The sequence below is a fragment of the Aeromicrobium sp. genome (assembly GCF_025965075.1).
Lineage (GTDB): Bacteria > Actinomycetota > Actinomycetes > Propionibacteriales > Nocardioidaceae > Aeromicrobium.
The window spans coordinates 12693-37102 of record NZ_JAOPXQ010000011.1; the positions used below are offsets into that span (position 1 = coordinate 12693).

General features: G+C 71.0%; 22 protein-coding genes. 15 read left to right on the forward strand and 7 right to left on the reverse strand.

The genetic code is table 11. The features are described 5' to 3' along the window. Window positions 1-120: 120 nt before the first annotated feature. Window positions 121-759, forward strand: coding sequence for a response regulator transcription factor (locus JWQ91_RS00590; protein WP_297779401.1), 639 nt, complete (start codon window positions 121-123; stop codon window positions 757-759). Between the two features lie 65 nt (window positions 760-824). Here JWQ91_RS00590 and JWQ91_RS00595 read toward each other — a convergent pair whose 3' ends face one another. Further along, a complete protein-coding gene (locus tag JWQ91_RS00595) occupies window positions 825-2510 on the reverse strand; it encodes a GAF domain-containing protein (protein WP_297779403.1) in 1686 nt (561 codons plus the stop codon). 174 nt (window positions 2511-2684) lie between these two features. On the opposite strand from JWQ91_RS00595, the gene JWQ91_RS00600 reads away from it, so the two are divergent. From JWQ91_RS00600 to JWQ91_RS00615, 4 genes are all read left to right on the forward strand, one after another. Next, window positions 2685-3530 (forward strand): universal stress protein, encoded by an 846-nt coding sequence (locus JWQ91_RS00600; protein WP_297779406.1) that lies wholly within the window; start codon window positions 2685-2687, stop codon window positions 3528-3530. Window position 3531: 1 nt separating this feature from the next. Then, complete coding sequence (locus tag JWQ91_RS00605; protein WP_297779408.1) at window positions 3532-4056, forward strand: flavodoxin domain-containing protein; 525 nt, start codon at window positions 3532-3534, stop codon at window positions 4054-4056. A 54-nt stretch (window positions 4057-4110) separates the two neighbouring features. Further along, complete coding sequence (locus JWQ91_RS00610; RefSeq protein WP_297779411.1) at window positions 4111-4938, forward strand: LuxR C-terminal-related transcriptional regulator; 828 nt, start codon at window positions 4111-4113, stop codon at window positions 4936-4938. 100 nt (window positions 4939-5038) lie between these two features. Continuing rightward, the gene (locus JWQ91_RS00615; RefSeq protein ID WP_297779414.1) at window positions 5039-6748 is read left to right on the forward strand and encodes an AMP-binding protein; all 1710 of its coding nucleotides are present in this window, start codon (window positions 5039-5041) and stop codon (window positions 6746-6748) included. A gap of 33 nt (window positions 6749-6781) precedes the next feature. Here the strand turns inward: JWQ91_RS00615 and JWQ91_RS00620 are convergent, their stop codons facing one another. Then, entirely contained in the window at window positions 6782-7798 is a 1017-nt protein-coding gene (locus JWQ91_RS00620; protein ID WP_297779417.1) for a phosphatase domain-containing protein, read from the reverse strand. Between the two features lie 57 nt (window positions 7799-7855). On the opposite strand from JWQ91_RS00620, the gene JWQ91_RS00625 reads away from it, so the two are divergent. The 5 genes from JWQ91_RS00625 (at window position 7856) to JWQ91_RS00645 (ending at window position 14667) form a co-directional block, all read left to right on the forward strand. After that, the gene (locus JWQ91_RS00625) at window positions 7856-9241 is read left to right on the forward strand and encodes a magnesium chelatase (protein ID WP_297779420.1); all 1386 of its coding nucleotides are present in this window, start codon (window positions 7856-7858) and stop codon (window positions 9239-9241) included. Next, the gene (locus JWQ91_RS00630) at window positions 9234-11276 is read left to right on the forward strand and encodes a VWA domain-containing protein (RefSeq protein WP_297779423.1); all 2043 of its coding nucleotides are present in this window, start codon (window positions 9234-9236) and stop codon (window positions 11274-11276) included. Before JWQ91_RS00625 ends, JWQ91_RS00630 begins: the two co-directional genes overlap by 8 nt. Before the next feature lie 87 nt (window positions 11277-11363). Then, a complete protein-coding gene (locus JWQ91_RS00635) occupies window positions 11364-11891 on the forward strand; it encodes a ribonuclease H (RefSeq protein ID WP_297779426.1) in 528 nt (175 codons plus the stop codon). Window positions 11892-12034: 143 nt separating this feature from the next. Beyond that, complete coding sequence (locus JWQ91_RS00640) at window positions 12035-13075, forward strand: phosphatase PAP2 family protein (protein ID WP_297779429.1); 1041 nt, start codon at window positions 12035-12037, stop codon at window positions 13073-13075. Next, complete coding sequence (locus tag JWQ91_RS00645) at window positions 13072-14667, forward strand: glycosyltransferase family 39 protein (protein ID WP_297779431.1); 1596 nt, start codon at window positions 13072-13074, stop codon at window positions 14665-14667. Before JWQ91_RS00640 ends, JWQ91_RS00645 begins: the two co-directional genes overlap by 4 nt. A 21-nt stretch (window positions 14668-14688) precedes the next feature. On the opposite strand, the gene JWQ91_RS00650 is transcribed toward JWQ91_RS00645, so the two are convergent. Then, window positions 14689-15114, reverse strand: coding sequence for a hypothetical protein (locus JWQ91_RS00650; protein ID WP_297779468.1), 426 nt, complete (start codon window positions 15112-15114; stop codon window positions 14689-14691). A 72-nt stretch (window positions 15115-15186) separates the two neighbouring features. Between JWQ91_RS00650 and JWQ91_RS00655 the strand changes: the two genes are divergently transcribed. Together JWQ91_RS00655 and JWQ91_RS00660 are read left to right on the forward strand one after the other, a co-directional pair. Further along, complete coding sequence (locus JWQ91_RS00655; RefSeq protein ID WP_297779434.1) at window positions 15187-15909, forward strand: hypothetical protein; 723 nt, start codon at window positions 15187-15189, stop codon at window positions 15907-15909. A 122-nt stretch (window positions 15910-16031) separates the two neighbouring features. Next, window positions 16032-17549 (forward strand): MFS transporter, encoded by a 1518-nt coding sequence (locus JWQ91_RS00660; protein ID WP_297779437.1) that lies wholly within the window; start codon window positions 16032-16034, stop codon window positions 17547-17549. 10 nt (window positions 17550-17559) lie between these two features. Here the strand turns inward: JWQ91_RS00660 and JWQ91_RS00665 are convergent, their stop codons facing one another. Further along, on the reverse strand, window positions 17560-18321 hold the full coding sequence (locus JWQ91_RS00665) for a hypothetical protein (RefSeq protein WP_297779439.1): 762 nt from the start codon (window positions 18319-18321) through the stop codon (window positions 17560-17562). A 119-nt stretch (window positions 18322-18440) separates the two neighbouring features. Here JWQ91_RS00665 and JWQ91_RS00670 point away from each other — a divergent pair, with 119 nt between their 5' ends. Together JWQ91_RS00670 and JWQ91_RS00675 are read left to right on the forward strand one after the other, a co-directional pair. Next, window positions 18441-19220 carry a CPBP family intramembrane glutamic endopeptidase gene (locus tag JWQ91_RS00670; RefSeq protein WP_297779441.1) on the forward strand — a complete coding sequence of 260 codons (780 nt, stop codon included), beginning with the start codon at window positions 18441-18443 and terminating at the stop codon, window positions 19218-19220. A gap of 81 nt (window positions 19221-19301) precedes the next feature. Beyond that, entirely contained in the window at window positions 19302-20114 is an 813-nt protein-coding gene (locus JWQ91_RS00675; RefSeq protein ID WP_297779443.1) for a phosphatase PAP2 family protein, read from the forward strand. Here JWQ91_RS00675 and JWQ91_RS00680 read toward each other — a convergent pair. The 3 genes from JWQ91_RS00680 to JWQ91_RS00690 all read right to left on the reverse strand — a co-directional run bounded on the left by JWQ91_RS00680 (window position 20069) and on the right by JWQ91_RS00690 (window position 23981). Then, a complete protein-coding gene (locus JWQ91_RS00680; RefSeq protein WP_297779446.1) occupies window positions 20069-21568 on the reverse strand; it encodes a glycoside hydrolase family 16 protein in 1500 nt (499 codons plus the stop codon). The genes JWQ91_RS00675 and JWQ91_RS00680 overlap by 46 nt on opposite strands. A gap of 111 nt (window positions 21569-21679) precedes the next feature. Next, window positions 21680-23092, reverse strand: a complete 1413-nt coding sequence (locus JWQ91_RS00685) for a VWA domain-containing protein (protein WP_297779448.1) — start codon at window positions 23090-23092, stop codon at window positions 21680-21682. A gap of 7 nt (window positions 23093-23099) precedes the next feature. Next, window positions 23100-23981, reverse strand: a complete 882-nt coding sequence (locus tag JWQ91_RS00690) for a MoxR family ATPase (protein WP_297779450.1) — start codon at window positions 23979-23981, stop codon at window positions 23100-23102. A 15-nt stretch (window positions 23982-23996) separates the two neighbouring features. Here JWQ91_RS00690 and JWQ91_RS00695 point away from each other — a divergent pair, with 15 nt between their 5' ends. Further along, window positions 23997-24392, forward strand: a complete 396-nt coding sequence (locus tag JWQ91_RS00695; protein WP_297779453.1) for an SRPBCC family protein — start codon at window positions 23997-23999, stop codon at window positions 24390-24392. Window positions 24393-24410: the final 18 nt, after the last annotated feature.

Consider the following 24410-nt stretch of genomic DNA (forward strand, 5'->3'; position numbering starts at 1 on the left):
TCCCTGCCTGCAGGGACCTTCAGCAACGTCGCCGCACGCGCGGAGGGACCTTGGACTCTCGCCCCACGGCGGGTCCTGCCATCACACTGGGGTGCATCGTGCATGGGGAGGAGGGCCGTCATGACCCGGGTCTTCCTGCTCGACGACCACGAGGTCGTCCGTGCGGGCCTCCGCCAGCTGCTCGAGAGCAGCGGTGGCATCGAGGTGGTGGGCGACGCGGACACCGCGTCCGCGGCCCTGGCCCGGATCCCGGCGTTGCGGCCCGATGTCGCGGTCCTGGACGCCCGCCTTCCCGACGGCAGCGGCATCGAGGTGTGTCGGGCGATCCGTTCGTCGTACCCCGACATCAAGGTCATCATCCTGACGTCGTTCGACGACGACGAGGCGCTGTTCGCCTCGATCATGGCTGGTGCCGCCGGCTACGTCCTCAAGCAGGTCACCGGTCAGGACCTGATCGCGGCGGTCCACCACGTCGCGGACGGGGGCTCGCTGCTGGACCCCAGCGTGACCGCCAAGGTCATGGACCGCCTGCGTGACGGTGCCCCCGGCGAGCCCGAGGAGCTGAAGTCGCTGACGGCACAGGAGCGTCGCATCCTCGAGCTGGTCGCCGAGGGCCTCACCAACCGGCAGATCGGGGAGCGGCTGTTCCTCGCCGAGAAGACCGTCAAGAACTACATGTCCAACGTCCTCGCGAAGCTGGGTCTCGAGCGGCGTACACAGGCGGCGGTGTTCGCGTCCCGGTTGCTCGAGGACCACTAGGACGAGGACCACGTCGACGGAGTGTCGGGACTGTCGTGGCTCAGACGGGGACCGTCCACCGCGGCTCAGACGGGGACCGTCCACTCGACCCGCGTGCCGCCCGATCCCGACTGCCCGATCTCGAACTGTCCGTGGCGCGCTTCCGCGCGGTCACGCAGGTTGGCCAGACCGCTCAGCCGCGGTGTGTCCCCGGGGCCCGTCCCGTCATCGGTGACCTCGACGCGGATCTGGCCGGACACCGCCGACACGGTGATCTCGATGCTCCGGGCGTGCGCGTGACGGACCGCGTTGGTCAGCGCCTCGGTCACGACCGCGGAGATGTCGTCGATCAGTGCGGCGTCGGCCATCAGGTCGACGGGACCGAGGAACGTGACCCGTGGCTTGTCCCGCATGTGTTCGGCTGCGTGGTCGACGATCTCGAGGATGCGGGCCCGGAGGCTGACGTGGGTGCTGTCGCCGTCCCGCTTGATGCCGAAGATGCTCTGCCGGATCTGGGCGATCGCCGAGTCGATCTCCCGGATCTGGTCCGTGATGCGCTCGGCCAGCGCCGGATCGGCCGCCGACGCGACGGCCTGCAGGTTGAGCCCCGTGGCGAAGAGCCGCTGGATCACGTGGTCGTGCAGGTCCCGGGCGATGCGACTGCGATCCTCCAGCAGGGCCACCCGGCGCCGGGCCGTACGCGCCTCGAACCGGTCGAGCAGGACCGTCAGGTGGCCGGCGAACGACACGCCCATGTCGAGGTCCCGGGGCGCGAACGCCGGCTTGCCCCGTGCCCGCGCGATCATCAGGACGCCCGACGTCTTCTCGCCGGCCCCGAAGGGGACGAGCATCGCATTGCCGAGCAGGGACTGCTTGTCGAAGGTCTGACGGCCGTACTCGCCGAGGCTGCTGACGAGGATGGGTTCCCCTGCCCGGATGGCGCCGCCGGCGAGGGTCTCGCTCATCAGGAACGACATCCCCAGCAGCTCCTCGGCCCCCGTGCCGACGGCGTGGTTGACCGTGACCTCCTCGTGCTTCGGGTCGATCATCGCGACACTCACCAGGTCCGCCGCCGCGAGCTCGAGGACCCGGCCGATCAGGGTGTCCACCTCGTCGGAGTCGTCGACCGTCATGAGCCGACGGGAGACGTCGACCAGGGCGGTCGACCAGCGTGCGCGGTACTCGGAGTCCTCGAACAGCCGGGCGTTCTCGATCACGATGCCGGCGGTGGCCGCCAGCGCCTGGGCCAGCTCCTCGTCGTCGGGGGAGAACTCCCCGACCATGCTGTCGGTGAGGTAGAGATTGCCGAAGATCTCGTCGCGGACCCTGATCGGCACGCCGATGAAGCTCTGCATCGGCGGATGGTGCTCGGGGAAGCCGCTCGACCGGGGGTGCGCCCCGATCGTGCTGAGCCGGACGGGGCGGGGATCGTCGATCAGGACCCCGAGCAGGCCCTTGCCCTCGGGCAGGTGGTCGATGCGATCGGCGACCTCGGGCTCCATCCCGACGTGGATGAACTGCTCGAGGCGTCGCTCCTCGCCGACGACACCCATCGCTCCGTAGCGCGCCCGGATGAGCTCGACACCGATCTCGACGATCCGCCGCAGGACGGTGGGGAGGTCGAGGTTGCTGGTCAGCTCGTTGTTGACGCGGATCAGCTCGCGCAGGCGCGACTGTGAGTCGCGCATCTGCTCGGCGCGCTCGACGAGCTGGGCCAGCAGCACCTCGGACTCGAGCGTCGGACCACCCGTGTCGCCGCTCCCAGGTTCCATGTCCCTCCCCGTGCTTGTCGGGGTGATCAGTCCACGATACGCCTGCGACGCCGGGCGAAGGCTGCCTGTCGCGCACGCGTGTGACCTTGGTCCCGCCGATCATGGTCACGCGCCCGTGGTCACCCGCTCGGGGATGCCCCACGGTGGAGCGACAGCCCCTGACCAGGAGGTGTCATGACCACCAGCTCCCATCCCGTCGTCGTCGGCATCGTCGACAAGCAGCCCAGCGTCCTGGGCTTCGCCGTCGGCGAGGCACGCGCCGCCCACAGCTCGCTGTGGGTCGTCCACTCGACCGGCAGGCCACCCCAGCCCGGCGACTACTACGGCGGCTTCGACCTGCTCGACGAGCTCAGCCGCACCGGACAGGCCGTCCTCGACGATGCCCGGCGGTTCGTCGAGGAGGAGGCGCCGGAGCTCGAGGTCGAGTACGTCCTGACGAGCGAGGGGCCCAGACATGCCCTCGAGCACGCCGTGCCGAGTGCCCGTCTGCTCGTCGTGGGGTCCGACGACGTCCCCTGGTTCGACCGACTGATGCGCACCGACGTGGCGGGCCACCTGGCGCTGCACGCCGCGTGCCCCGTGGTGGTGGTGCCCGAGCAGGCGTACCCCTGGGCCCGGGACGGCGACGTGGTCCTCACCCTCGACGGGGACACCTCCGCGGACGGTCCCCTCCAGCTCGCGTTCGAGGAGGCCGACGCACGGGACGCGGTCCTCCACGTCCTGCACGCCACCCCGCCCGGGACGATCGTGTCCGACGCCGAGGAGATCCGGGCCAATCTCGCCGAGGTCGTGGCCGGATGGCGTGACACGTTCCCCGACGTCCTCGTCCTGACCGCCATCACGACCGGCGACCCGAAGAAGGCCGTCGCCCATGCCACCGAGAGCGCCGCGCTGGTCGTCGTCGGCCGGCCGCACGGGCGCGTCATCCCGTTCGCGGTGTCCCGTCCGCTCGCGACCGACGTCCTGCGCCGGGCACACTGCCCGGTGGCCGTCGTCCCGCCGACGTACCGAGGGGTCTGACATGTCGCGTCCCGCCGCTGTCAGGCGGCTGGTCGTGGCCGCGGCCAGCCGCCACGGCTCGACCCGCGAGATCGCCGACCGGATCGCGACGACGCTGGCGGTCGAGCTGCCCGTCCCGTGGTCGGTCGTCCGCGAGGACCTGACGGACCTCCGCGTCCTCGACGACGCGGACGTCGTGGTGCTCGGCAGCGCGATCTACTACGGCCACTGGATGAGGCAGGGGGCTCGGGCGCTGGAGTTCCTGCGCGACACCGTTCCGCTGCGGCTCTGGCTCTTCAGCAGCGGCCCGATCTCGGAGGAGGAGACCGAGAACGCGCAGGTCATCTCGGCGGACGCCATGGCCGACCTCGGGGAGGCCGACGGGCACATGGTCTTCGGCGGCAACCTGCGGACCGCCGACCTGGGCGTCGTCGAGCGCATCGTGGCGAGGGCGCTGCACGTCCTCCCGGGGGATCACCGGGACTGGTCGCAGGTCGACGCGTGGGCCGAGCACATTGCCGAGGAGCTGCGCAGCAGGGTCGCATGACGGCGCGCGACTAGTCTGGTCCCACCGAGATCCCAGCAGTCCCAGGAGGCGACGATGCGACCGGCCGACTCGCGAGGGGCCGCGTGGGACCGCGCACTGCGGACCGTACGCCGGTCGACCCGCGCACCGATCGCCTTCGGCGGCCCCGTCGACCAGGGGGTGCTGACCCTGGAGCACTTCTCCGGCACGACGACCGACCTGCTGAAGGGCCTGGCCGTCGAGCACGGCTCGGGCGTCGGCGGACGCGCCGCCGCGACGGCCCGCATGATCGCGGTCGACGACTACCGCTCGGCGCGCTCGATCAGCCACGAGTACGACCAGCCGGTCCTGACCGAGGGCATCGCGTCGACCGCGGCGGTCCCGGTGATCGTGGCCGGGCGTCCCCGGGGCGTCCTGTACGTCGCGGTGCGCGAGCGCACGGTGTTCGGCGCCCGGGCGGAGGACGTGCTCGCCGGTGCGGCGGCCCGGCTGGCCGATGATCTCGCCCGGTGGGACGAGATCGAGCGCCACGCCTCGGTGCTCACGGCCCAGCACCTGGCCGACGACGCCGGACGCGTCGCGATCGACCGGATGCGGGAGGCCCAGGCCGAGCTCCGCGTGGTGATGTCGGCGGTGGCCGACCCGCTCCTGCAGGGCCGGCTCCGGACCGTCGCCGACCTCCTGCAGCCCCGCCCTTCCCGCCCCGACGTCCGCCTGTCCTCGCGGGACGTCGACGTGCTGGCGCTGGTCGCCCTGGGGTGCTCCTATGCCGAGGTCGGCCGACGGCTGGGCCTCAGCCCGCAGACCGTCAAGACGTACATGCGTGACATCTGCGGCCGCCTGCAGGTCAGTGGTCGGCACGAGGCCGTCGTGGTCGCGCGCCGGCTCGGCCTGCTGCTCTGACGCACCGCCGGCACCGCGGCGACCGCGACACCCCCATCGGGGGATGGTCGGTGCGTGACGGCCGACACATCATGGTCCCGACCCGACCGTGAGGAAGATCATGACCCACCCGACTGTTGCGCTCCGCGAGGCTCGCGACCTGCTGCTCCACCTGCGCGCCGAGCACGCGTCCGCCGTCGACAGGTTCGACTGGCCCGACGTCGGCGACAGCTTCAACTTCGCGCACGACTGGTTCGACGCCTTCGCCCGCGGCAACGCCGCCGACGCCCTGGTCATCGTCGAGGAGGACGGCACCCGCCGGTCCTACTCGTTCGACGAGCTGGTCGAGCGTTCGGACCGGTTGGCGGTCTGGCTGCAGCTTCAGGGGGTGCGTCCCGGCGAGAGCGTCATCCTGATGCTGGGCAACCAGGTCGAGCTGTGGGTCTCGATGCTCGCGGTGATGAAGATCGGCGCGGTCCTGATGCCGACCACCATGGCCGTCGGCAGCGCCGAGCTGGGCGACCGGCTCGCCCGGGGCGGCGCCAGGCACGTCATCTGCAACGCCGTCGACACCGGCAAGTTCGACGACGTGCCGGGGGACTACACCCGCATCTCCGTCAACGCCCCCGAGGGCTGGCTCGACCTGGCGGCCGCGGAGGGGCTGGGGGACGTGCGCCCGGAGCACCCGCGCAACGCCTCGACCGATCGGCTGCTCCTCTACTTCACGTCCGGGACCACCAGTCGGCCCAAGCTCGTCGAGCACACGCACACGTCCTACCCGGTGGGCCACCTGACCACGATGTACTGGCTCGGGCTGCACCCCGGCGGCGTGCACCTCAACATCTCGTCACCGGGCTGGGCCAAGCACGCGTGGTCCAACTTCTTCGCGCCATGGCTCGCCGAGGCGACGATCTTCATCTACAACTACGGCAGGTTCGACGCCGGCGCGCTGCTCGAGCAGCTGCGCGCCGAGCACGTCACGAGCTTCTGCGCACCACCCACGGTGTGGCGCATGCTGATCAACGCCGACCTCACCGGCGGCCCGGGGTCGCTGCGCGAGGCGATCGCGGCGGGTGAGCCCCTCAATCCCGAGGTCATCAGCCAGGTCGAGCGGGCCTGGGGCCTGACGATCCGCGACGGGTTCGGGCAGACCGAGATGACCGCGACGATCGCCAACACCCCGGGTCAGCCGGTCAAGGCCGGCTCGATGGGTCGCGCCCTGCCCGGCGTGCCGGTCGTGCTGGTCGACGTCGCCACGGGCCGACCTGTCGACCCGACCGCGGGCGACGCGGAGGGGGAGATCTGCCTCGACCTCGCCGACCGGCCGCTGACCCTGATGACGGGCTACCAGGACGACGCGGAGCGCAACGCGGCCGCGATGGAGGGCGGCTACTTCCACACCGGGGACGTCGCGTCGATCGACGCCGAGGGCTACATCACCTACATCGGGCGCACCGACGACGTGTTCAAGGCGAGCGACTACAAGATCAGCCCGTTCGAGCTCGAGAGCGTCCTGATCGAGCACCCCGCGGTGGCCGAGTCCGCCGTCGTGCCGGCACCCGATCCGGTGCGCCTCGCGGTCCCCAAGGCGTACATCCAGCTGTCCCCGGGGCACGAGCCGACGCGGCAGACGGCCCTGGCGATCCTCGCGCACGCCCGGGCCAACCTGGCGCCGTACCTGCGGGTCCGGCGGATCGAGTTCTACGACCTGCCCAAGACCATCTCGGGCAAGATCCGCCGCGTCGAGCTGCGGGAGCGGGAGGAAGAGCTGGCGCACGAGGACATCGCCACCGAGTGGCGCGTGGACATGTTCCCCGAGCTGACGTCGTAGCGGCGGCTCAGCGGTCCGGGCGTAGCGGGCGGCTCAGAGCAGGCCCAGCGACTGCGCGTGCCGCCGCACGACCTGGCTGTCGGCGGCCAGCACGAACGGCACGTCCCGGGCCCAGGTGCTGACGACGTCCTCGACGCGGCCGTCGTCGGGGTCGAGCCGGACCTCGCGGATGTAGACCGCGATGACCTGGTCGGGGTGGGTGCGGACGATGTCGGCGTAGATCTCCGGGTCCTTCTCGCCGGAGTCGCCGATCAGGACGAATCGGAGCCCCGGGTGCAGGTCGAGGATCTCCCGGATCCGCCCGTGCTTCTGCTCGCGGCCCGCTGCGGTGCCGAGCAGGTCGCGCAGCAGCAGGGGCCCGCGGGGGAATCCGTGGTGCTCGAGGAAGGCGGTCAGGAACGTGTGGAGGTTCCACGGGCTGGACGAGACATAGAAGACCGGGTTCACCCCGGCGACGAGGTCCCGGTAGAGCTCGGCGGCCCCCGGGAACGGGGAGCGGGTGAGCTCGGACCGGGTGAGTGTGTGCAGCACCATCTGGCCCACCCGCTGGACGCCGGTCCTGATCACGGTGTCGTCGAGGTCGGAGATGATCCCGAACGCGGCGGACCCGGCCGGCACCCGGGCCAGCACCGGTGTCGTGTGCGGCGCCGTCAGGCCGCGGTAGTCGCCCGCGAGCGCGACCGTCCCGGCCGTCCAGGGCGACTCGAGGTCGTCCGTCGCAGGGAGCCGGACCCGGAAGTAGCCCTCCTCGTCCGAGACCGTGTCGACGTGGGCGCCGGCGAGCTCGACCCGCAGCGGGACACCGGCGAGCTCGCGGGTGAGGAAGGACCGCACGCTGCGACGTACCGTCGCGCCGACGCCCTCGCCCTCGGCGGCCGTGGTCGGGAGGGTGTTGTCGAGCACCCGTCCGCGGACCACGACGCCCCCCGGGCCACCGTGCCCGCCGTACGAGTCGATCCGGAAGCGGGTGGGCGTGGAGCCCCTGGCGCTGCGCAGATGCGCCTTCTCCAAGGCCGCCTCGACGTTCGTGATCCAGCGCCCCATGCCCATGTGGCTCACCGTAGCGAGGCCCAGCGGGGTGTTGCGTGCCGCAGTAGCGTTGACGACGTGACCTCTCCCACCCTGGCAACCGTCGGCGAGCTCCGATCCTCCGGACACGTCCAGAAGACGCTGCGCGCCGAGATCCGCGACAACCTGCTCGATGCCCTCCGCGAGGGCCGCGACCCCTGGCCGGGGCTCCACGGCTTCGAGTCGACCGTCATCCCGCAGCTCGAGCGCGCCCTCATCGCGGGCCACGACATCGTGCTGCTGGGGGAGCGCGGGCAGGGCAAGACCCGTCTGCTCCGCACGTTGAGCGGGCTGCTCGACGAGTGGTCCCCGGTCGTCGCGGGGTCCGAGCTCGGCGAGCACCCCTACGAGCCCATCACGACCACGAGCCTGCGTCGCGCGGCCGAGCTCGGCGACGCGCTGCCGATCGCGTGGCGGCACCGCGACGAGCGGTACGCCGAGAAGCTCGCGACCCCCGACACGAGCGTCGCGGACCTGATCGGCGACGTCGACCCCATGAAGGTCGCGGAGGGCCGGAGCCTGGGTGATCCGGAGACGATCCACTTCGGCCTGATCCCGCGCAGCCACCGGGGGATCGTGGCGATCAACGAGCTGCCCGACCTCGCCGAGCGCATCCAGGTCGCGATGCTCAACGTCATGGAGGAGCGGGACATCCAGATCCGCGGCTACGTCCTGCGGCTCCCGCTCGACGTCCTCGTCGTGGCGAGCGCCAACCCCGAGGACTACACCAACCGGGGCCGGATCATCACCCCGCTGAAGGATCGCTTCGGCGCCGAGATCCGCACGCACTACCCGACCGAGCTGGTCGACGAGGTCGCGGTGATCCGCCAGGAGGCCGAGCTGGTCGCCGAGGTGCCGGACCACCTGGTGGAGATCCTCGCCCGGTTCACCCGCGCGCTGCGGGAGTCGTCGGCGGTCGACCAGCGCAGCGGCGTCAGCGCCCGTTTCGCGATCGCCGGCGCGGAGACCATCGCCGCCGCGGCGATCCACCGGGCGACCCGCCAGGGCGAGGACCGGGCCGTCGCGCGCCCGGTCGACCTCGAGACCGCGGTCGACGTGCTGGGCGGCAAGATCGAGTTCGAGTCCGGGGAGGAGGGCCGCGAGGACCAGATCCTGGACCACCTGCTTCGGACCGCGACGGCCGAGACAGTTCGCGCCCACTTCCGTGGCATCGACTTCGCGGTGCTGGTGGACGCGATCGAGGCCGGTGCGATGGTCTCGACGGGGGAGCAGGTCACGGCGCGCGACTTCCTGTCGGGCTTGCCGGTCCTGGGCGAGTCCGAGCTGTACGACGAGGTGTGCGACCGGCTCGGGGCCACCAACGACGGACAGCGCGCCGGTGCGATCGAGCTCGCGCTGGAGGGCCTCTACCTGGCCCGCCGGGTCAGCAAGGACAGCGGGGGCGGCGAGACGATCTATGGCTAGGCCCAACCGCCGGCTGACCCACGACGCCCGCTACGGCCGGTACGTCGACGGGCCCGACCCGCTCGCCCCGCCCGTCGACCTGTCCGAGGCGCTCGACGCGATCGGTGAGGACGTCATGGCCGGATACTCGCCCGAGCGCGCGATGCGCGAGTTCCTCCGCCGTGGCGGCAGGGACCAGGCCGGCCTCGACGACCTCGCCCGCCGCGTCGCCGAGCGCCGACGGGAGCTCGCGCAGCGGCACAACCTCGACGGCACCCTGCAGGAAGTCAAGGAGCTGCTCGACCGAGCCGTCCTGGCCGAGCGCAAGCAGCTCGCCCGTGACGTGGAGCTGGACGACGCCGACCGGGCACTGGCCGAGATGCAGCTCGACAACCTGCCCACATCCCCGGCCGCCGCGGTCAGCGAGCTGGCCGGCTACGACTGGCAGAGCCGGGAGGCCCGCGAGGACTACGAGAAGATCAAGGACCTGCTGGGCCGGGAGATGCTCGACCAGCGGTTCGCCGGGATCAAGGACGCGCTCGAGAACGCGACCGACGAGGACCGGGCCGCGATCAACCAGATGCTCGAGGACCTCAACACGCTGCTCGACTCGCACCGCCGCGGCGAGGACACGCAGGAGCAGTTCGACGCGTTCATGGACCAGCACGGGGAGTTCTTCCCCGAACAGCCGAAGGACATCGACGAGCTGCTCGACGCCCTGGCCCAACGGGCCGCCGCGGCGCAGCGGATGCGCAACTCCATGACGCAGGCACAGCGTGACGAGCTCGACGCCCTGGCCCAGCAGGCGTTCGGCTCGCCCGAGCTGATGCAGTCGCTCGCGCAGCTGGACGGCAACCTGCAGGCCCTGCGGCCCGGGGAGGACTGGGGCGGCTCGGAGCGGATGGACGGCGAGGAGGGGCTCGGCCTCGGCGACGGCACCGGGGTGTTCCAGGACATCGCCGATCTCGACGAGCTGTCCGAGCAGCTCTCGCAGTCGTACTCGGGCTCCCGCATGGACGACCTGGATCTCGAGAAGCTCACCCGGCAGCTGGGTGACGAGGCCGCCGTCGACGCCCGCACGCTGCAGGCGCTCGAGAAGGCCCTCCGCGACTCCGGGACGGTCAAGCGGGGCACCGACGGACAGCTCAGGCTCACGCCGAAGGCCATGCGGCAGCTCGGCAAGGCCCTGCTGCGCGATGTCGCCGACAAGATGTCGGGCCGGCAGGGCAGTCGTGACCTCCGCCAGGCCGGCGCCGCGGGGGAGCGGTCCGGCGCGACCCGCGAGTGGGAGTTCGGCGACACCGAGCCGTGGGACGTGACCCGCACGATCACCAACGCCGTGACCCGCACGGCCGGCGAGGGCGGCTCGACCGCTGACGGGGTCCGGATGAAGATCGGCGACGTCGAGGTCCAGGAGACCGAGGCGCGGACCCAGGCGTGTGTCGCGCTGCTCGTCGACACGTCGTTCTCGATGGCGATGGACGGTCGGTGGGTGCCGATGAAGCGCACCGCGCTGGCGTTGCACACCCTGATCACGAGCCGGTTCCGGGGCGACGACCTGCAGCTCATCGGCTTCGGTCGGCACGCCGAGGTCATGGACATCGAGCAGCTCACGGGCCTCGACGCGAGATGGGACAAGGGCACCAACCTGCACCACGCCCTGCTGCTGGCCAACCGGCACTTTCGCAAGCACCCGACCGCTCAGCCCGTGCTGCTGATCGTGACGGACGGCGAGCCGACGTCTCACCTGGAGTCCAGCGGTGACGTGTTCTTCAGCTATCCACCGCACCCCGTGACGGTCGCCCACGCCGTGCGGGAGCTCGACGGCTCCATGCGCCTCGGCGCCCAGACGACGTTCTTCCGCCTCGGTGAGGACCCGGGGCTGGCACGGTTCATCGAGTCGATGGCGCGACGGGTCGGGGGCACCGTCGTGGCCCCCGAGCTCGACGACCTCGGGGCCGCCGTCGTCGGGTCCTACCTGGGATCCCGGCGCGGGTCGAGCGGGGCGGGCGGGGACTACGGAGACGTGTTCGGCGGACGGGGCTTCTGGGGGTGACCCCGGCCCGGCGGCCCGGGGGCGGTGCCGCGGGCAGGTATCGTCGGCCCGCGGCGACGCGCGCCGCACACACCACCGGGAGCACACGTGACACTCGTCAGGAACCACACCGACATCACCGGCCTGCCCGGGGCCGTCGTGGTCGGCACGGATGGCTCCTGCATCACGAACCCCGGCCCGACCGGGTGGGCGTACGTCGGGGACGACGGCAGCTCGGCGAGCGGCGGCTTCGTGCAGGGCACCAACAACATCGGCGAGCTCACCGCCGTGCTCGAGGCCCTCCGGGACTTCGCCGACCGCCCCCTCGTGATCCAGGCCGACTCGTCCTACACGATCGGGTGCGCGACGACGTGGGCCGCCGGATGGGCCCGCAACGGCTGGAAGAACTCCAAGAAGGAGATCGTGGCCAACGTCGAGATCGTCCAGGCGATCTACGCCCTGATGCAGGCGCGACGCGACGCGGACGTCCCGGTGCACTTCCAGAAGGTCAAGGCGCACCTCGCCGACGTGTCGGTCTGGCCCCTCAACGTCGCCGCTGACGAGCTCGCCGGCCGGGCCTCGGCCCGCGCCGCCCGTGGTGACGTCGCCTCGCGGCGGTCCACCCCCGTCGGCTGAAATGCCAGCCGGATGACCGACGTCCCGCCACGGCCGGGTCCTCCGGTCGTGCCTCGCCGCACCCCGACGCCGTATCGTGGTGTCCGGCATCCCGGCCGTTATCCACCGAGCGCCCCGACACTGGGCGCCCGACCTGCATCGAGGTGACAAACATTCCGTCCCCCCAGGTGTTCGAGCGCGGCCACGATGGGCGTGAGACCGACACCCGCACGACGTACGGCTGGGTCGCGGCGACGTGGGCCGTCGTCGCGGTGTTCGCTGTCGTCACGGCGGTGCGCGCCGCCCAGGTCGACCTGCCGTTGAGGGATCCTCGTGGGTCGATCTTCAGCGGAAGGATCGCTTTGTCGTTCGGCATCGCGGTCGCGCTGATCCTGCTCGATGCAGCGATCCGTACGGGCCGTCGTGGCTGGACGCTACGCAAGGCGTCGGGTGTGCTGCGCGCACGCTGGCCGTTGCACCGGCTCGCGCTGCTGGTGACCGGGTTGCTGGCCTACCACGTGGTCTACAGCTGCTACCGCAACCTCAAGAGCTGGAACGCCTTCCGGGACCAGCACGACGTCGGCCTGCAGCGCGTCGACTCGTGGCTGTTCTTCGGCAACAGCCCCGCCGTGCTGCTGCACGACATGTTCGGGGAGGACATCGCGCCGCACGTGTTCCGAGCGATCTACGAGTCCTTCTCGATCATGGTGCCGATCTCGTTCGTCGCCGCACTCGTGCTCGCGACCCGCATCCGCGAGGGCTACGTCTTCCTGACCTCGGCGATGTGGGTGTGGATCCTGGGTGTCGGGTCCTACTACCTGATCCCCGCGATCGGCCCGTTCCACTCCTTTCCGAGCGACTTCGCCGGTCTCGACCCGACCAGCGTGACCGCGACGCAGGCCAAGTACATGGCCCAGCGCGAGCAGCTGCTCGAGCATCCGGCGTGGGGCGACTCGTTCGCCAGCATCGGCGCCTTCGCGAGCCTGCACACCGGCTTCACCTGCATGATCCTGCTGATGCTGCACTACTACGGCTTCACCCGGTGGGTGCGGGTCATGACGGTCTATCTCGCGGCGGTCATGGTCTCGACGATCTATCTCGGCTGGCACTTCGTGCTTGACGACATCGCCGGCATCATCCTGGCCGTCGCGGCCGTCCAGCTGGGACGGCTCACGGTCTACGGCCGCGCCAGGCGAGCAGCATGACGCTCCTCGACGACCGCGTCGAGGTGTTCACGACCCGCCTGCGGGGTTCCATGGGCCGGTGGTGGCTCCTGTGCGCGACGATCGTGGTCGCGCTCCGGGCGCCCTTCCTCGGCGTCCCGCTCGGCATCGACGAGGGCGGAGACTCCTTCGTCGCCCGTGCCTGGGGCACGACCGAGGGCTCGATGTACGGCAACTCGTGGCTCGACCGACCGCCGTTGCTGGTCATGGTCTACAAGCTGGGGGTGCTCGGCGGTGACCTCGGCGTACGCCTGCTGGGCATGGCCGCCGCGCTCGTCCTGGTGGCGGGCACGATGGCGATCGCCCACCGCATCAGCGGGCCCCACGCGGCGCGGATCGCCGGGGTCATCACCGCCGTGATGACGTCGTCCGTCGTGCTCGGCGCGGTGTTCACCGACAACGAGCTGCTGGCCACGGTGCCGGCGACGCTGTCGATCCTGATGCTCGTCCGCGCCCGTGACGCCGTCGACCCCCGCGCCTGGCTGTTCGCCTCGGGCTTCCTGGCCACGTGCGCGCTGCTGATCAAGCAGTCGTTCGGCGAGGCGCTGGTCGCCGGCGTGGTGTTCCTCGCCGTGAGCTGGGTGACGCGGGTCGGGTCCGGGTTCCGCAGCCGGTGGGTCACCTGGTGGGTCGTCGGCACGGCCGCTCCCGTCGCTATCACGTTCGCCTGGTTCGAGGTCTACTCGGTGGGGGCCCAGCGCTTCGTCTACGCCATCGCGGGCTTCCGCGTCGACAGCCTCAACCAGCTGCACGCGTCGCCGCACGGCGCCGGCTACATGCTGGTGCACCTCGGCCTGCCGATCGCGATCGCCTCGGGCTGCCTGTTCCTCGTGCCGTGGTCGGTGTCGTGGCTCCTGCGGCACCGCGCCGACCCACGACTCGTCCTCCCGCTCGCGGCGTGGCTCGCGGTTGGGTTCGTGGGCGTCGCCGGGGGCGGCAACTACTACCCGCACTACTTCATCCAGCCCCTCGCCGCCCTGGCCGTGCTGACCGGCTGCGCCCTCGCGGTCACGACACGCCGCCGCCTCTTCGCCGCGACCGCCGGTCTCCTGGCCGTCCTCGCGGTGGGCAATGTCGCCGTCGGCGCCACGATGAAGAGCGTCAACCCGCCCCAGCAGCGCACGCTCGCGGTCGCCGACTACCTGCGCAGCAACGCCGAGACCGATGACAGCCTCTACGTCCTGTACGCCCGGGCCAACCTGCTCTACTACGCCCGGATGAGGACGCCCTACCCCTACTCGTGGAGCCAGATGGTGCGTACGGTGCCCGACGCGGAGGCACGCCTGCGCACGATGCTGCGGTCGAGCACCGAGCGGCCCACGTGGATCGTGGAGTGGCAGCCGGCCACGCTGTTCGGCATGGACGCCTCGGGGGAGACTCGGCGGCTGGTCGCACGGCACTACGTGCAGACCGGTGAGATCTGCGACAAGCCGATCCTCATCCGCAAGGACGAGGCCGACCGCGACCTCGTCCCGGCGCCCGACGTCGAGTGTGCGACGCTCAACCTGCCCAGGAAGCTGGGCCCCAACAACTCCCGCAGCCCCGAGGACAGCGCCGACTACCTCTGGCAGTAGCCCGCTGGACGTGCAGACTCGTCAGCGGTGGGGACGGAGCTCGTCGCGGCGGCGCCAGGCCTCGGTCGACCAGAGGGCGAGAGCCACCAGAGCCGGCTGGAACGGCAGGCGCAGCCACCGGGCTCGGTCGGTGTCGAGACCGAAGGCGTCGATGTGGTTGACGGTCTGGTTGATGTTGCCGGGGAAGATTGCGACGAAGAATGCCGCGACGACCCAGCCCACGGCGACCCGTTGACGGGGTAGCGCGACCAGGGCGCTGCCCAGCGCGACCTCGACGACACCCGAGGCCAGGACAACGGGATCCTCACCGAGCGGCAGCCAGTCGGGGACCTGAGCCTGGAACTCTTGGCGCGCCCACGTCAGGTGGCTCACGCCGGCAAGCACCAGGCCCGCGCCGAGCAGGACGCGACCGGCGGTGCGGGCGACGGGGGAGCGGTGCGTCTCCATGGGCGACATGCCCGCAGTCTGTCAGACGCGCCCCGACTGCGGCGGGCATCGATCCGCGGTACGTTCCCGGACATGGGTGACCATCTCAGCGGACCCGAGAAGCGCGAGGTCAGTGGCCGGCGGACCGCCCAGGGCGAGCACCGTCTCCCGCCGGCGTCCGCGGTGCTGGTGGCGGTGCTGACGTACGCCCTGCTGCCCAGCGAGCTCCTGTTCGTGCCCCGGTTCGTCATCCCCGTGATCGAGGTGGCCCTCCTGCTGGCGCTCGTCGCGACCAACCCGCGGCGGATGACCCGGCAGACGCGCTGGTCGCGCCAGTTGTCGATCGCCGTCGCCACGATCCTGATCGGCACCAACCTGGTCGCGCTGGGCATGCTGGTGGAGGCTCTGACCCACTCCTCGACCCCGGGCGGACCGCTGCTGGTCGCCGCGATGCAGGTGTGGCTCACGAACGTCATCGGCTTCGGCCTGCTGTTCTGGGAGCTCGACCGCGGTGGACCGGTGGCCCGTCACTCCGTGCCGCGCACCAGGATGCAGGCCGCCGACTGGCGCTTCTCCCAGGACGAGAACCACGACACGATCGACGAGGTCGCCATGACGTCGAGCAAGGCGGCCGGTTGGGTCCCGACGTTCGTCGACTACCTGTACGTCTCACTGACCAACTCGAGCGCGTTCAGCCCCACCGACACGATGCCGCTGTCGTCGCGCGCCAAGATCCTGATGGGCGTCGAGGCCACGGCCGCGCTGCTGACCTCGTTGCTGGTCATCGCCCGCGCCGTCGGCTCGCTGACCGGCTGACCGACATATTCTGTCAGTGCGGAATACGAGCATGGTCGGTAGTGCTGACCCCTTCGAGCGGCGCGGACACCCGGTCCGCCTGCAGAGCCGCCACCCGCTGACCAGTCCTGAGGACGATTCCCATGACCACAGCCCCATCTTCGACTCCAGGCTCCACCACACCCGACCCCCGACGCTGGCTCGCGCTCGGCGTCATCGCCGTCGCCCAGCTCATGATCGTGCTCGACGCCTCGATCGTGAACATCGCGCTGCCCTCGGCGCAGGAGGACCTCGGCATCAGTGATGCCGACCGCCAATGGGTCGTGACGGCCTACACGCTCGCCTTCGGTGGCCTGCTCCTGCTGGGCGGCCGCATCGCCGACTTCGCCGGGCGCAAACGGATGTTCATCGTCGGCCTGATCGGCTTCGCCGCCGCATCCGCCCTCGGCGGCGTCGCGTCGACCGCCGGCCTGTTGTTCGCAGCCCGCGGTCTCCAGGGCGCGTTCGCAGCCCTCCTGGCACCTGCTGCGCTGTCGCTGATCTCGGTGACGTTCACCGAGAGCAAGGAACGCGCCACGGCATTCGGCGTGTTCGGCGCGATCTCGGGCGGCGGTGCCGCGATCGGGCTGATCGTCGGCGGTGTGCTGACCGAGTACGCCTCGTGGCGCTGGTGCCTCGGGGTTAACGTGCCGATCGCGCTGCTCGCGGCGGCGGCCGCCGCCCGGGTGGTCCGGGAGAGCAAGGCCCAGGGCAACACCAAGTACGACATCCCGGGCGCGGTCCTGGTGACGCTGGGCCTGACCTCGCTGGTCTACGGCTTCACCGAGGCGGCGAAGCTCAAGGATCCCGGCAAGAGCACCGAGGTGCTGGGGTGGACCGACAGCAGCACGCTGACCTTCCTCGGCGTGGCCGTCGTCCTGCTCATCGCGTTCGTGGTCTGGGAGAGCCGCACCAAGCACCCGCTGCTCCCGCTCCGGGTGGCGCTCGACCGCAACCGCGGCGGCTCCTACCTGGTCTTCCTGTTCGTCGGTGCCGGGCTGTTCGCGATGTTCCTGTTCCTGACCTTCTACTTCCAGCTGACCCTCGGCTACAGCCCGCTGAAGTCGGGCTTCGCCTTCCTGCCGTTCAGCATCGGGATCATCCTCGGGGCAGGCGTGGTCTCGCAGCTGTTGCCCAGGATCGGTCCCAAGCCGATCATGGTGCCCGGCCTGGTGAGCGCCTCGATCGGCATGCTGCTGCTGACCCAGGTCACGGCGGACACGTCCTACTGGACCCACGTGCTGCCGGCGATCGTGCTGATGAGCCTCGGCATGGCCGCGGTCTTCGTCCCGGCGTCCAGCACGGCCCTGATCGGGGTCGGCTCGCACGATGCCGGCGTCGCCAGCGCCCTGCTCAACACCTCGCAGCAGGTCGGCGGATCGCTCGGCACCGCGCTGCTCAACACGCTGTACGCCGGTGCCGTCACGGCGTACCTGACCGACAACCTGCGCGGGGGCGCCGATCCGAAGGCGGTCCAGGCGGATGCCTTCGTCCACGGCTACCACGTGGCGTTCTTCTGGGGCGCGATGCTGCTGATCGCCGCCCTGCTCGCCGCGATCGTGCTGGTCACGGCCAAGAAGGACGACGTGCCGAGCGAGCCGGGGGTCGGCGCCGCCGTGTGAGGACCGCGCCTCAGTCGGCTCGGATCGCCACGGTGCAGGCCAGGCCGAGGTGGTCCGAGCTGTCCGGCTCGGTGATCTGGACGCGGCCCTCGAGGGCACTGGCGCGGGGACCGAGGTAGATCGCGTCGAGGTGCTTGCCGCCCTGGCGCGGCGGCTCCCCGATGGGTCGGTGCGTGTCGTAGCCGACGTTCTCGACCTCGGTCGCGACCCGCCAGTCGGTGTAGCCGGCGGCCTCGAGGATCCCCCGCGGAGTGTCTTCGCGGACGACGGTGTTGTTGATGTCCCCGGTCAGGATGTCGATGCCGTGCTCGGCACCGAGCTCGGCGAGGCGGCGGCCCTGCACGGCGCGCGACTCGGCGGCCTTCTCCGGCGTGGTGTGCACCGACGACGACAGGTGGGTCGTCGCGCCGGTCCACTCGACGCCGGACGCGAGGTGCTCGTAGCGGGCGATCGTGACGTACCGCTGCTGGCGGGTCCTCGTCCCCAGCGCGACCTCGGTCCAGTCCACCAGGCGGTGGACCGTCGGGTCGCTGTAGACGTCGTTGCACCCGTGCGGCGACCGGGCCACGTCCCAGCCCGGGAGGATCTCCGCGAGGCTGCGGCGCTCGGCGCGTCGATTGACCTCCACGAGGAAGTAGACGCTCGCGAGCATCCCGTCGGGCCCGTTCATCTCCCGCCCGAGCATGACCGCCCGGCCGGGCCAACGGTGGTGCGTGCGGGTCCAGTTGGACCCCAGGACGTTCTTGAGCCCGATCCGGAACGTCGCCACCATGGTCGCGACGCTACCGGACGGACCTCGTCGAGCGGCGGTCTCGCCGCGAGACCAGTAGCGTCGTGGGTGATGTCCCTGATCCTGCAGACCACCCGTCCCCCTCGGCCCGGAGCCGTCCGATGAGGCGCGCCTCCCGGCGCACCGACGCCCTCAGGTCCGAACTCCTCGCCGCCGTGCCGAGGGCGCTCCGCGACAAGGTCGAGCGCGACCACTGGGAGAGCGATGCCGCGTTCCGCCGTCGGCGCCGCGTGGTCGGCGGCGTCAGCGTCCTCGGCGCCGGCATGCTCGGCACGTCGCTGTCGACCGAGCCGGGCTCGAAGGCGTTCTACGGGATGACGTTGGGCGTCGCCGGGACGTACACTGCGGGCGCCTTCGCCTCCGGGCCGCTGCACCTGGGCTGGGAGGAGGGCGAGCAGCACCGACTTCGCCGCCCGCTCCTGACGCCGGTCGCGATGGGTGTCGGGGCGTTCGGCCTGTTCTACGGTGCCGCGCTCGTCGCCCGCAGGATCCCGGTGCTCAACCGCGCGCTGACCGACATCCTCGCCTACGCCGACCAGGGATCGGCGCCGCTGGTGACGCTCACGACCTTCGCCAACGGTGCCGCCGAGGAGGTCTTCTTCCGTGGCGCGCTGTACGCCGCGGCCGGGACCAACCAGCCCGTCGCGAAGTCGACCGCGGTCTACGCCCTGGCGACGACAGCCACCCGCAACCCTGCCCTCGTGCTCGCCAGCGGTGTCATGGGGGCGTTGTTCGGCCTGCAACGCCGAGCCACCGGCGGGATCCAGGCGCCGATGCTGACCCACCTGACGTGGTCAGGCCTGATGCTGCGGTTCATGCCGCCACTGTTCCGCACCCGCGGCAGCACCGAGGTGCAGCAGGGGATGCCCCCGCAGACCTGAGGCTTGCGTACGGTTCGGTGAGTGCCTGTCGGCGGCATCGGACACAATGGTTCGGTGCCGTGGCCGACCTGGGAGCAAGCCTTGTCCGCCTGTCTCATCAGCATCGCTGCGTGGTTGGTCGTCCGTCTGCTGCCCCACAGCCGGATCGGCGACGCGCTGTTGCCGGCGTTCCACGAGCTGGCCCTCATCTCGGGGCTCTACGGCGTGTGGCGGCTCGCCCGGATGCTGCCGGTCACCCACGAGGCGGGCGCGCTCGGCCGGGCTCGGGAGATCAACGACTTCCAACAGGCGTTGCACCTGCCGAGCGAGATCTCGGTCCAGCACCTCGTGGTCCGGCACGACTGGCTGGCCGAGCTCTGCAACGACTACTACGCGATCCTGCACGTCCCGGCCCTCCTGGTGTTCCTGGTGTGGGCCTTCGTCCGCCACCGCGATGCCTACCCGCACTGGCGCAACGGGCTCGTGGCGGTGACGGCCGGCTGCCTGGTCATCCGCTTCATCCGGGTCGCTCCGCCGCGCTTCCTCGGCGAGCTGCACTTCGTCGACCTCTCGCAGCAGTACGGGCTGGGCGTCTACGGCCCCGTCGGCTCCGGGGTGTCGGACCAGTTCGCGGCGATGCCGTCGATCCACGTGGGGTGGGCAGCCGTCGTCGCCCTCGGCACGTTCGCGATGACGCGGAGCCCGTGGCGCTGGATCGTCCTGCTGCACCTGCCGGTCACGGTCCTCGTCGTTGCGGCGACAGGTCACCACTGGTGGCTCGACGGTGTCGTCGCGGTGCTGCTCCTGCTCGGCGGACTGGTCCTGGACGGCCGGCTGCGGCGACGCACGACGGCGGCGTCCGAGGACCGTCAGTTCGGCGAGTACGCCCCGACGCCCTGGTACACGCGGACGTAGTCGACCAGGTAGTGGAAGTCCTGGCGGGTGTGCGCGTCGTCGGCCCAGCCCCAGTACTTCGAGCCGATCTGCATGTTGAGCCGGATGTGGAACGTGTCGTCGAACGACGGGCCGGTGAAGTACGACCGGGTGGCCGGATCGGTGAAGTCGACGAAGCCGACGGTCCTGCCGTCGTACAGGTAGCGCAGGCACGTCGGCGACCAGTTGACCGCGTATCGGTGCCAGCCCTGCCAGATCTTGTCGGTCCCGACGTCGGCCCGGCCGTGCGTCTGCTGCTTCTCGATGCCGGTCATGGAGCCCTCGGCGGTGTCGGCCCAGCTGTTCCACTCGTACGAGCTCGACGGGTCGAACGACCGGATCGTCGGTCCGCCGTACGACTCCATGGGGTCGATCTCGCCGGCCCGGTGGTCCGCGCGCAGCCAGAACGCCGGCCAGATCCCGCGCGACATCGTCGCCTCCGACGGCACCCACGCGCGTACCTCGAAGTATCCGTACTTCTGGCCGAACCGGTCTCCGGCGGCGTTGCCGTAGCCGGCCGTGTCGATGCTGTCGACGTATCCGGTCGAGTAGTCACGGATCGTGTTCTCTCCGGGGTAGAGCGCGTTCGCGTTGCTCCGGTACGCCGCGGGGTCCAGCTTGCGCCCGGCGATGTCCAGGACGCCGTCGGTGCCCTCCTGGGGGTGGACCGAGACGTTGTCCCTGGAGATCCAAGCCTGGTCCTGGTTGAGGAACGTGTCGTCGCGGACCCGCCACCTGCGCGGGTCGAGGGTGCCGGTGTCGAACTCGTCGGCGAACGTCAGCACGCCTTGGTCCGGATCGGAGTAGTCGAGGTCGCGGCACGCGGCCGGGGTGCCGGTCGGCGGGTCGGTCGGTCCGGTTCCGCCCTCGGGCCGGGTCACGGACACGTCGACCGAGCTGACTCGCAGGAAGTTCTTGCGGCTGACCCGCGTGGCGCTGGCCTCCAGCCGCAGGTGGCTGCCGGGTCGCTGGGTCCGCATCGTCACCCGGAGGGTCCGCCACGCACGGCTCGACGGCACGACGCTGGCGGACCGGCTCGCCACCGTGCGTCCGTCGTTGACCTCGACGACGCGCAGCCGGAGCCGGCGGCCGGGCTGCGAGGTCTTGACCCGGGCCGTGACCAGCGCCGTCGAGCCCGCCACCGGCACGCTGATCGCCGAGGAGGCGGAGCGCAGCGCGATCGACTTGCGACCGCCCGACCGCCGCGGGGTGACCTGACCGGCAAGCTTTCCACCGGTGACCTTCACGGCGCTGACGCGCGCGTTGGCGGAGGGCTTCCAGGTGTGTGCGGCGGCTTGGAAGACCTCCGGCCCGGGGCCCGCCGTGCTCGGTGCGTCGGAGGCGTCGGCTCCCGAGACGGTCGCGAGGACGACGCAGCACACCACGAGGCCCACGACGGCTCGGGCGCGGCCCGGCAGGCCCGACGATCTCTTCACGTGTCCACCGTAGGGCCAGGAAACCTCTGTCGTCCCACGGGCCACAAAAAATCATGACAGCGTGTCAAGGCCGGGGACGGTGGCCCGACGCAGCGGTGTGCCGGGGCCGCGTCACACCGGGAGGAGCCGGGTGATGAACCTGGTGAGCTGGTCGACGTTGCAGCACTCATGCATCTCGACGACCTCGGCGTACAGCGGCGCGACCGAGTCGCCCAGGCCCCACCGCATCGACGCCTCGGGGTTGAGCCAGAACGTCCGCCGGGCGCGCTGGCTGATCTCGTGCAGCGCCGAGAGGTTGGGGTCCTGATTGTTGTTGCGGGCGTCGCCGAGGATCAGGACCGCGGTGCGCGGACCGATCGCGGACATGTGGTCGGCGTGGAAGTCGGCGAACGCCTCGCCGTAGTCGCTGCTGGTGTGCCACTTCGTGATGTGGGCGTCCCTCGCGATGCGGGCGGCCAGGTCGTCACTGTCCTCCTTGACCATGTCGGTCACCTCGTCCATCGCGTTGACGAAGGCGAAGACACGCACCTTGCTGAACTGGCTGCTGAGCGCCTGCACCAGGTGCATCGTGAAGCTCGAGAACCCCGAGACCGATCCCGACACGTCGCACAGCAGGACGAGCTCGGGCCGCGACGGGTGGGGCTTGGCGAGGACGGGGTGCATCGGGACCCCGCCGGTGGACATCGAGCGCCGCAGCGTGCGGCGGATGTCGATGCGTCCACGGCTCGCCTTGCGTCGTCGGGCCGCGAGCCGCGTCGCGAGCTTGCGCGACAGGGGCTTGACGGTGCGGGCCAGCTCCTCGAGCTGCTGCTTGCTGGCGCTCAGGAAGTCGATCCGGTCGCTGCCGGTGCGGACCGCGTGCCGGGTCACGACGTCACGGCCGCGGATCTCGGCGGTCCGGCGTCTCGCCTCGCTCGCGACCATCGCCCGGAACCGTTCGACGTTCTGCCGGATCTCGTCGCGCTCGAGACGATCGGTGAACTCGCCACCGGAGCCCTGGCCGAAGCCCTGGCCCTGGCCACCGCCGCCCTGGCCCCGTTGCTCCAGGGCCTGCACGACCAGTGTCTGCGGGCGCAGGCGCTCCAGCGTCTGGTAGGCGGAGAACGCGCCCGACGCCGTGGCCGGCGTGCCGACCTGGCCGAGCAGGTCGACCGCGATCTCGGCGACCTGGTCGAGCGTGCGCAGGTCGTTCTCGGCCAGCGCCATGGCAAGCAGGTCTCGCAGATCCTCGAGATCGAAGTCCTCGTCGGTCTCCAGCGCCGACTGGGGCGTGCCGATCCCCGCGGGGAAGTAGATGTCGAACGTCATGTCGAAGACGTCGCGCTGACCCCCTCGACGTACCAGCGCCGCGGCCAGGCCCTCCCGCAGCTGCGCGCGGTCGCTCAGCCCGAGGACCTCGATCACCGCCGCCGCGTCCACGGTCTCGCTGGTGCCGGCGGGGATGCCCTTGCTGCGCAGTGCCGTGACCAGCTCGACGAGCCGCCCGGCGAGATCCTGCCCCTGTGGCGCGGGTCCTGGGCTCATGACGGGCTCATGACTGGCTCAGGACCTCGTCCAGGTCGAGCCGGGTGCGAGCCTTCTCCAGGTCGTCCTGGTGCTTGAGGATCACGCCGAGGCTCTCCTTGACGACGTCGTCGTCCAGGATGTCGGCGCCCAGCGCCACGAGCGTCCGGGCCCAGTCGATCGTCTCGGAGACGGATGGGGCCTTGCGCAGCGGCATGGCCCGCAGCGCGTTGATGACCCGCACGAGGGACTCACCCAGTGTCGCGTCGAGCTCGGGGACCTTGAGCCGGACGATCTCCTGCTCGAGCTCGGCCTCGGGGAAGTCGACGTGGAGGAACAGGCACCGGCGTCGCAGGGCCTCCGACAGCTCGCGCGTCGCGTTGGAGGTGAGGACGACGAACGGGCGGTGCCGCGCCGTGATCGTGCCGAGCTCGGGGACCGTCACCTGGAACTCGCCGAGGACCTCGAGCAGGAGACCCTCGATCTCGACGTCGGCCTTGTCGGTCTCGTCGACCAGCAGCACCGTCGGGACCTCGCTGCGGATCGCCGTGAGGAGCGGGCGGGGGAGCAGGAACTCCTCCGAGAAGATGTCATTGCGCGCCTCGTCCCACGACTCGCCCTGGCCGGCCGTGATCCGCAGGAGCTGCTTGGCGTGGTTCCACTCGTACAGGGCCCGCGCCTCGTCGACGCCCTCGTAGCACTGCAGGCGGATCAGCTCGGCGCCGCACGACTCCGCGACGGCGCTCGACAGGGCGGTCTTGCCGACGCCCGCCGGGCCCTCCACGAGCAGGGGCTTGCCGAGCTCGCTGGCGAGGAAGACGGTGGTCGCGATCGCGTCCGACGCGAGGTAGCCCGCGGAGGCGAGCTTGATCTTGACGTCGTGGATCGAGTCGAACGGCATGGTGCGCATGCCTACGATGATGCCGTGGCCCTGATCGAGATCGTCCGCGAGGTACGTCTGACCCCCGCCGAGTCCTGGCGCCGCCTGACCGCCTGGGACCAGCACGGACGTTTCGTGCCGCTGACCCGGATCACGGTCACGCCGACCGGCTTCGACGCGTTCACCGGGATCGGACGGCTCGGCTTCCACGACCCGATGGAGATCGTCCGGTGGGACGACGAGTCGTTCTGCCGCCTGGAGAAGCGGGGCCGGGTCGTCACCGGGTGGGCCGAGCTCCAGGTCGAGCCGATCCCGAGCGGCAGCCGCGTGACGTGGCGCGAGGACATCCACGTCCGGGGCACCCCCCGCCTCGCCGACGGCCTCACCCGGGCCTCCAGCCGGGCCCTGTTCTCCCGCGTCATCGACGGGCTGCTGGCCTGACGACCGGCACGTATGCTC

Coding starts and splice junctions, on each gene's coding strand:
- JWQ91_RS00620 (WP_297779417.1), bottom strand. CDS start 7,798: ATGGGCATGGGGCGCTGGATCACGAACGTCGAGGCGGCCTTGGAGAAG.
- JWQ91_RS00610 (WP_297779411.1), top strand. CDS start 4,111: ATGCGACCGGCCGACTCGCGAGGGGCCGCGTGGGACCGCGCACTGCGG.
- JWQ91_RS00590 (WP_297779401.1), top strand. CDS start 121: ATGACCCGGGTCTTCCTGCTCGACGACCACGAGGTCGTCCGTGCGGGC.
- JWQ91_RS00665 (WP_297779439.1), bottom strand. CDS start 18,321: ATGGTGGCGACGTTCCGGATCGGGCTCAAGAACGTCCTGGGGTCCAAC.
- JWQ91_RS00660 (WP_297779437.1), top strand. CDS start 16,032: ATGACCACAGCCCCATCTTCGACTCCAGGCTCCACCACACCCGACCCC.
- JWQ91_RS00655 (WP_297779434.1), top strand. CDS start 15,187: ATGGGTGACCATCTCAGCGGACCCGAGAAGCGCGAGGTCAGTGGCCGG.
- JWQ91_RS00650 (WP_297779468.1), bottom strand. CDS start 15,114: ATGGAGACGCACCGCTCCCCCGTCGCCCGCACCGCCGGTCGCGTCCTG.
- JWQ91_RS00685 (WP_297779448.1), bottom strand. CDS start 23,092: ATGAGCCCAGGACCCGCGCCACAGGGGCAGGATCTCGCCGGGCGGCTC.
- JWQ91_RS00690 (WP_297779450.1), bottom strand. CDS start 23,981: ATGCGCACCATGCCGTTCGACTCGATCCACGACGTCAAGATCAAGCTC.
- JWQ91_RS00595 (WP_297779403.1), bottom strand. CDS start 2,510: ATGGAACCTGGGAGCGGCGACACGGGTGGTCCGACGCTCGAGTCCGAG.
- JWQ91_RS00600 (WP_297779406.1), top strand. CDS start 2,685: ATGACCACCAGCTCCCATCCCGTCGTCGTCGGCATCGTCGACAAGCAG.
- JWQ91_RS00630 (WP_297779423.1), top strand. CDS start 9,234: ATGGCTAGGCCCAACCGCCGGCTGACCCACGACGCCCGCTACGGCCGG.
- JWQ91_RS00615 (WP_297779414.1), top strand. CDS start 5,039: ATGACCCACCCGACTGTTGCGCTCCGCGAGGCTCGCGACCTGCTGCTC.
- JWQ91_RS00645 (WP_297779431.1), top strand. CDS start 13,072: ATGACGCTCCTCGACGACCGCGTCGAGGTGTTCACGACCCGCCTGCGG.
- JWQ91_RS00670 (WP_297779441.1), top strand. CDS start 18,441: ATGAGGCGCGCCTCCCGGCGCACCGACGCCCTCAGGTCCGAACTCCTC.
- JWQ91_RS00605 (WP_297779408.1), top strand. CDS start 3,532: ATGTCGCGTCCCGCCGCTGTCAGGCGGCTGGTCGTGGCCGCGGCCAGC.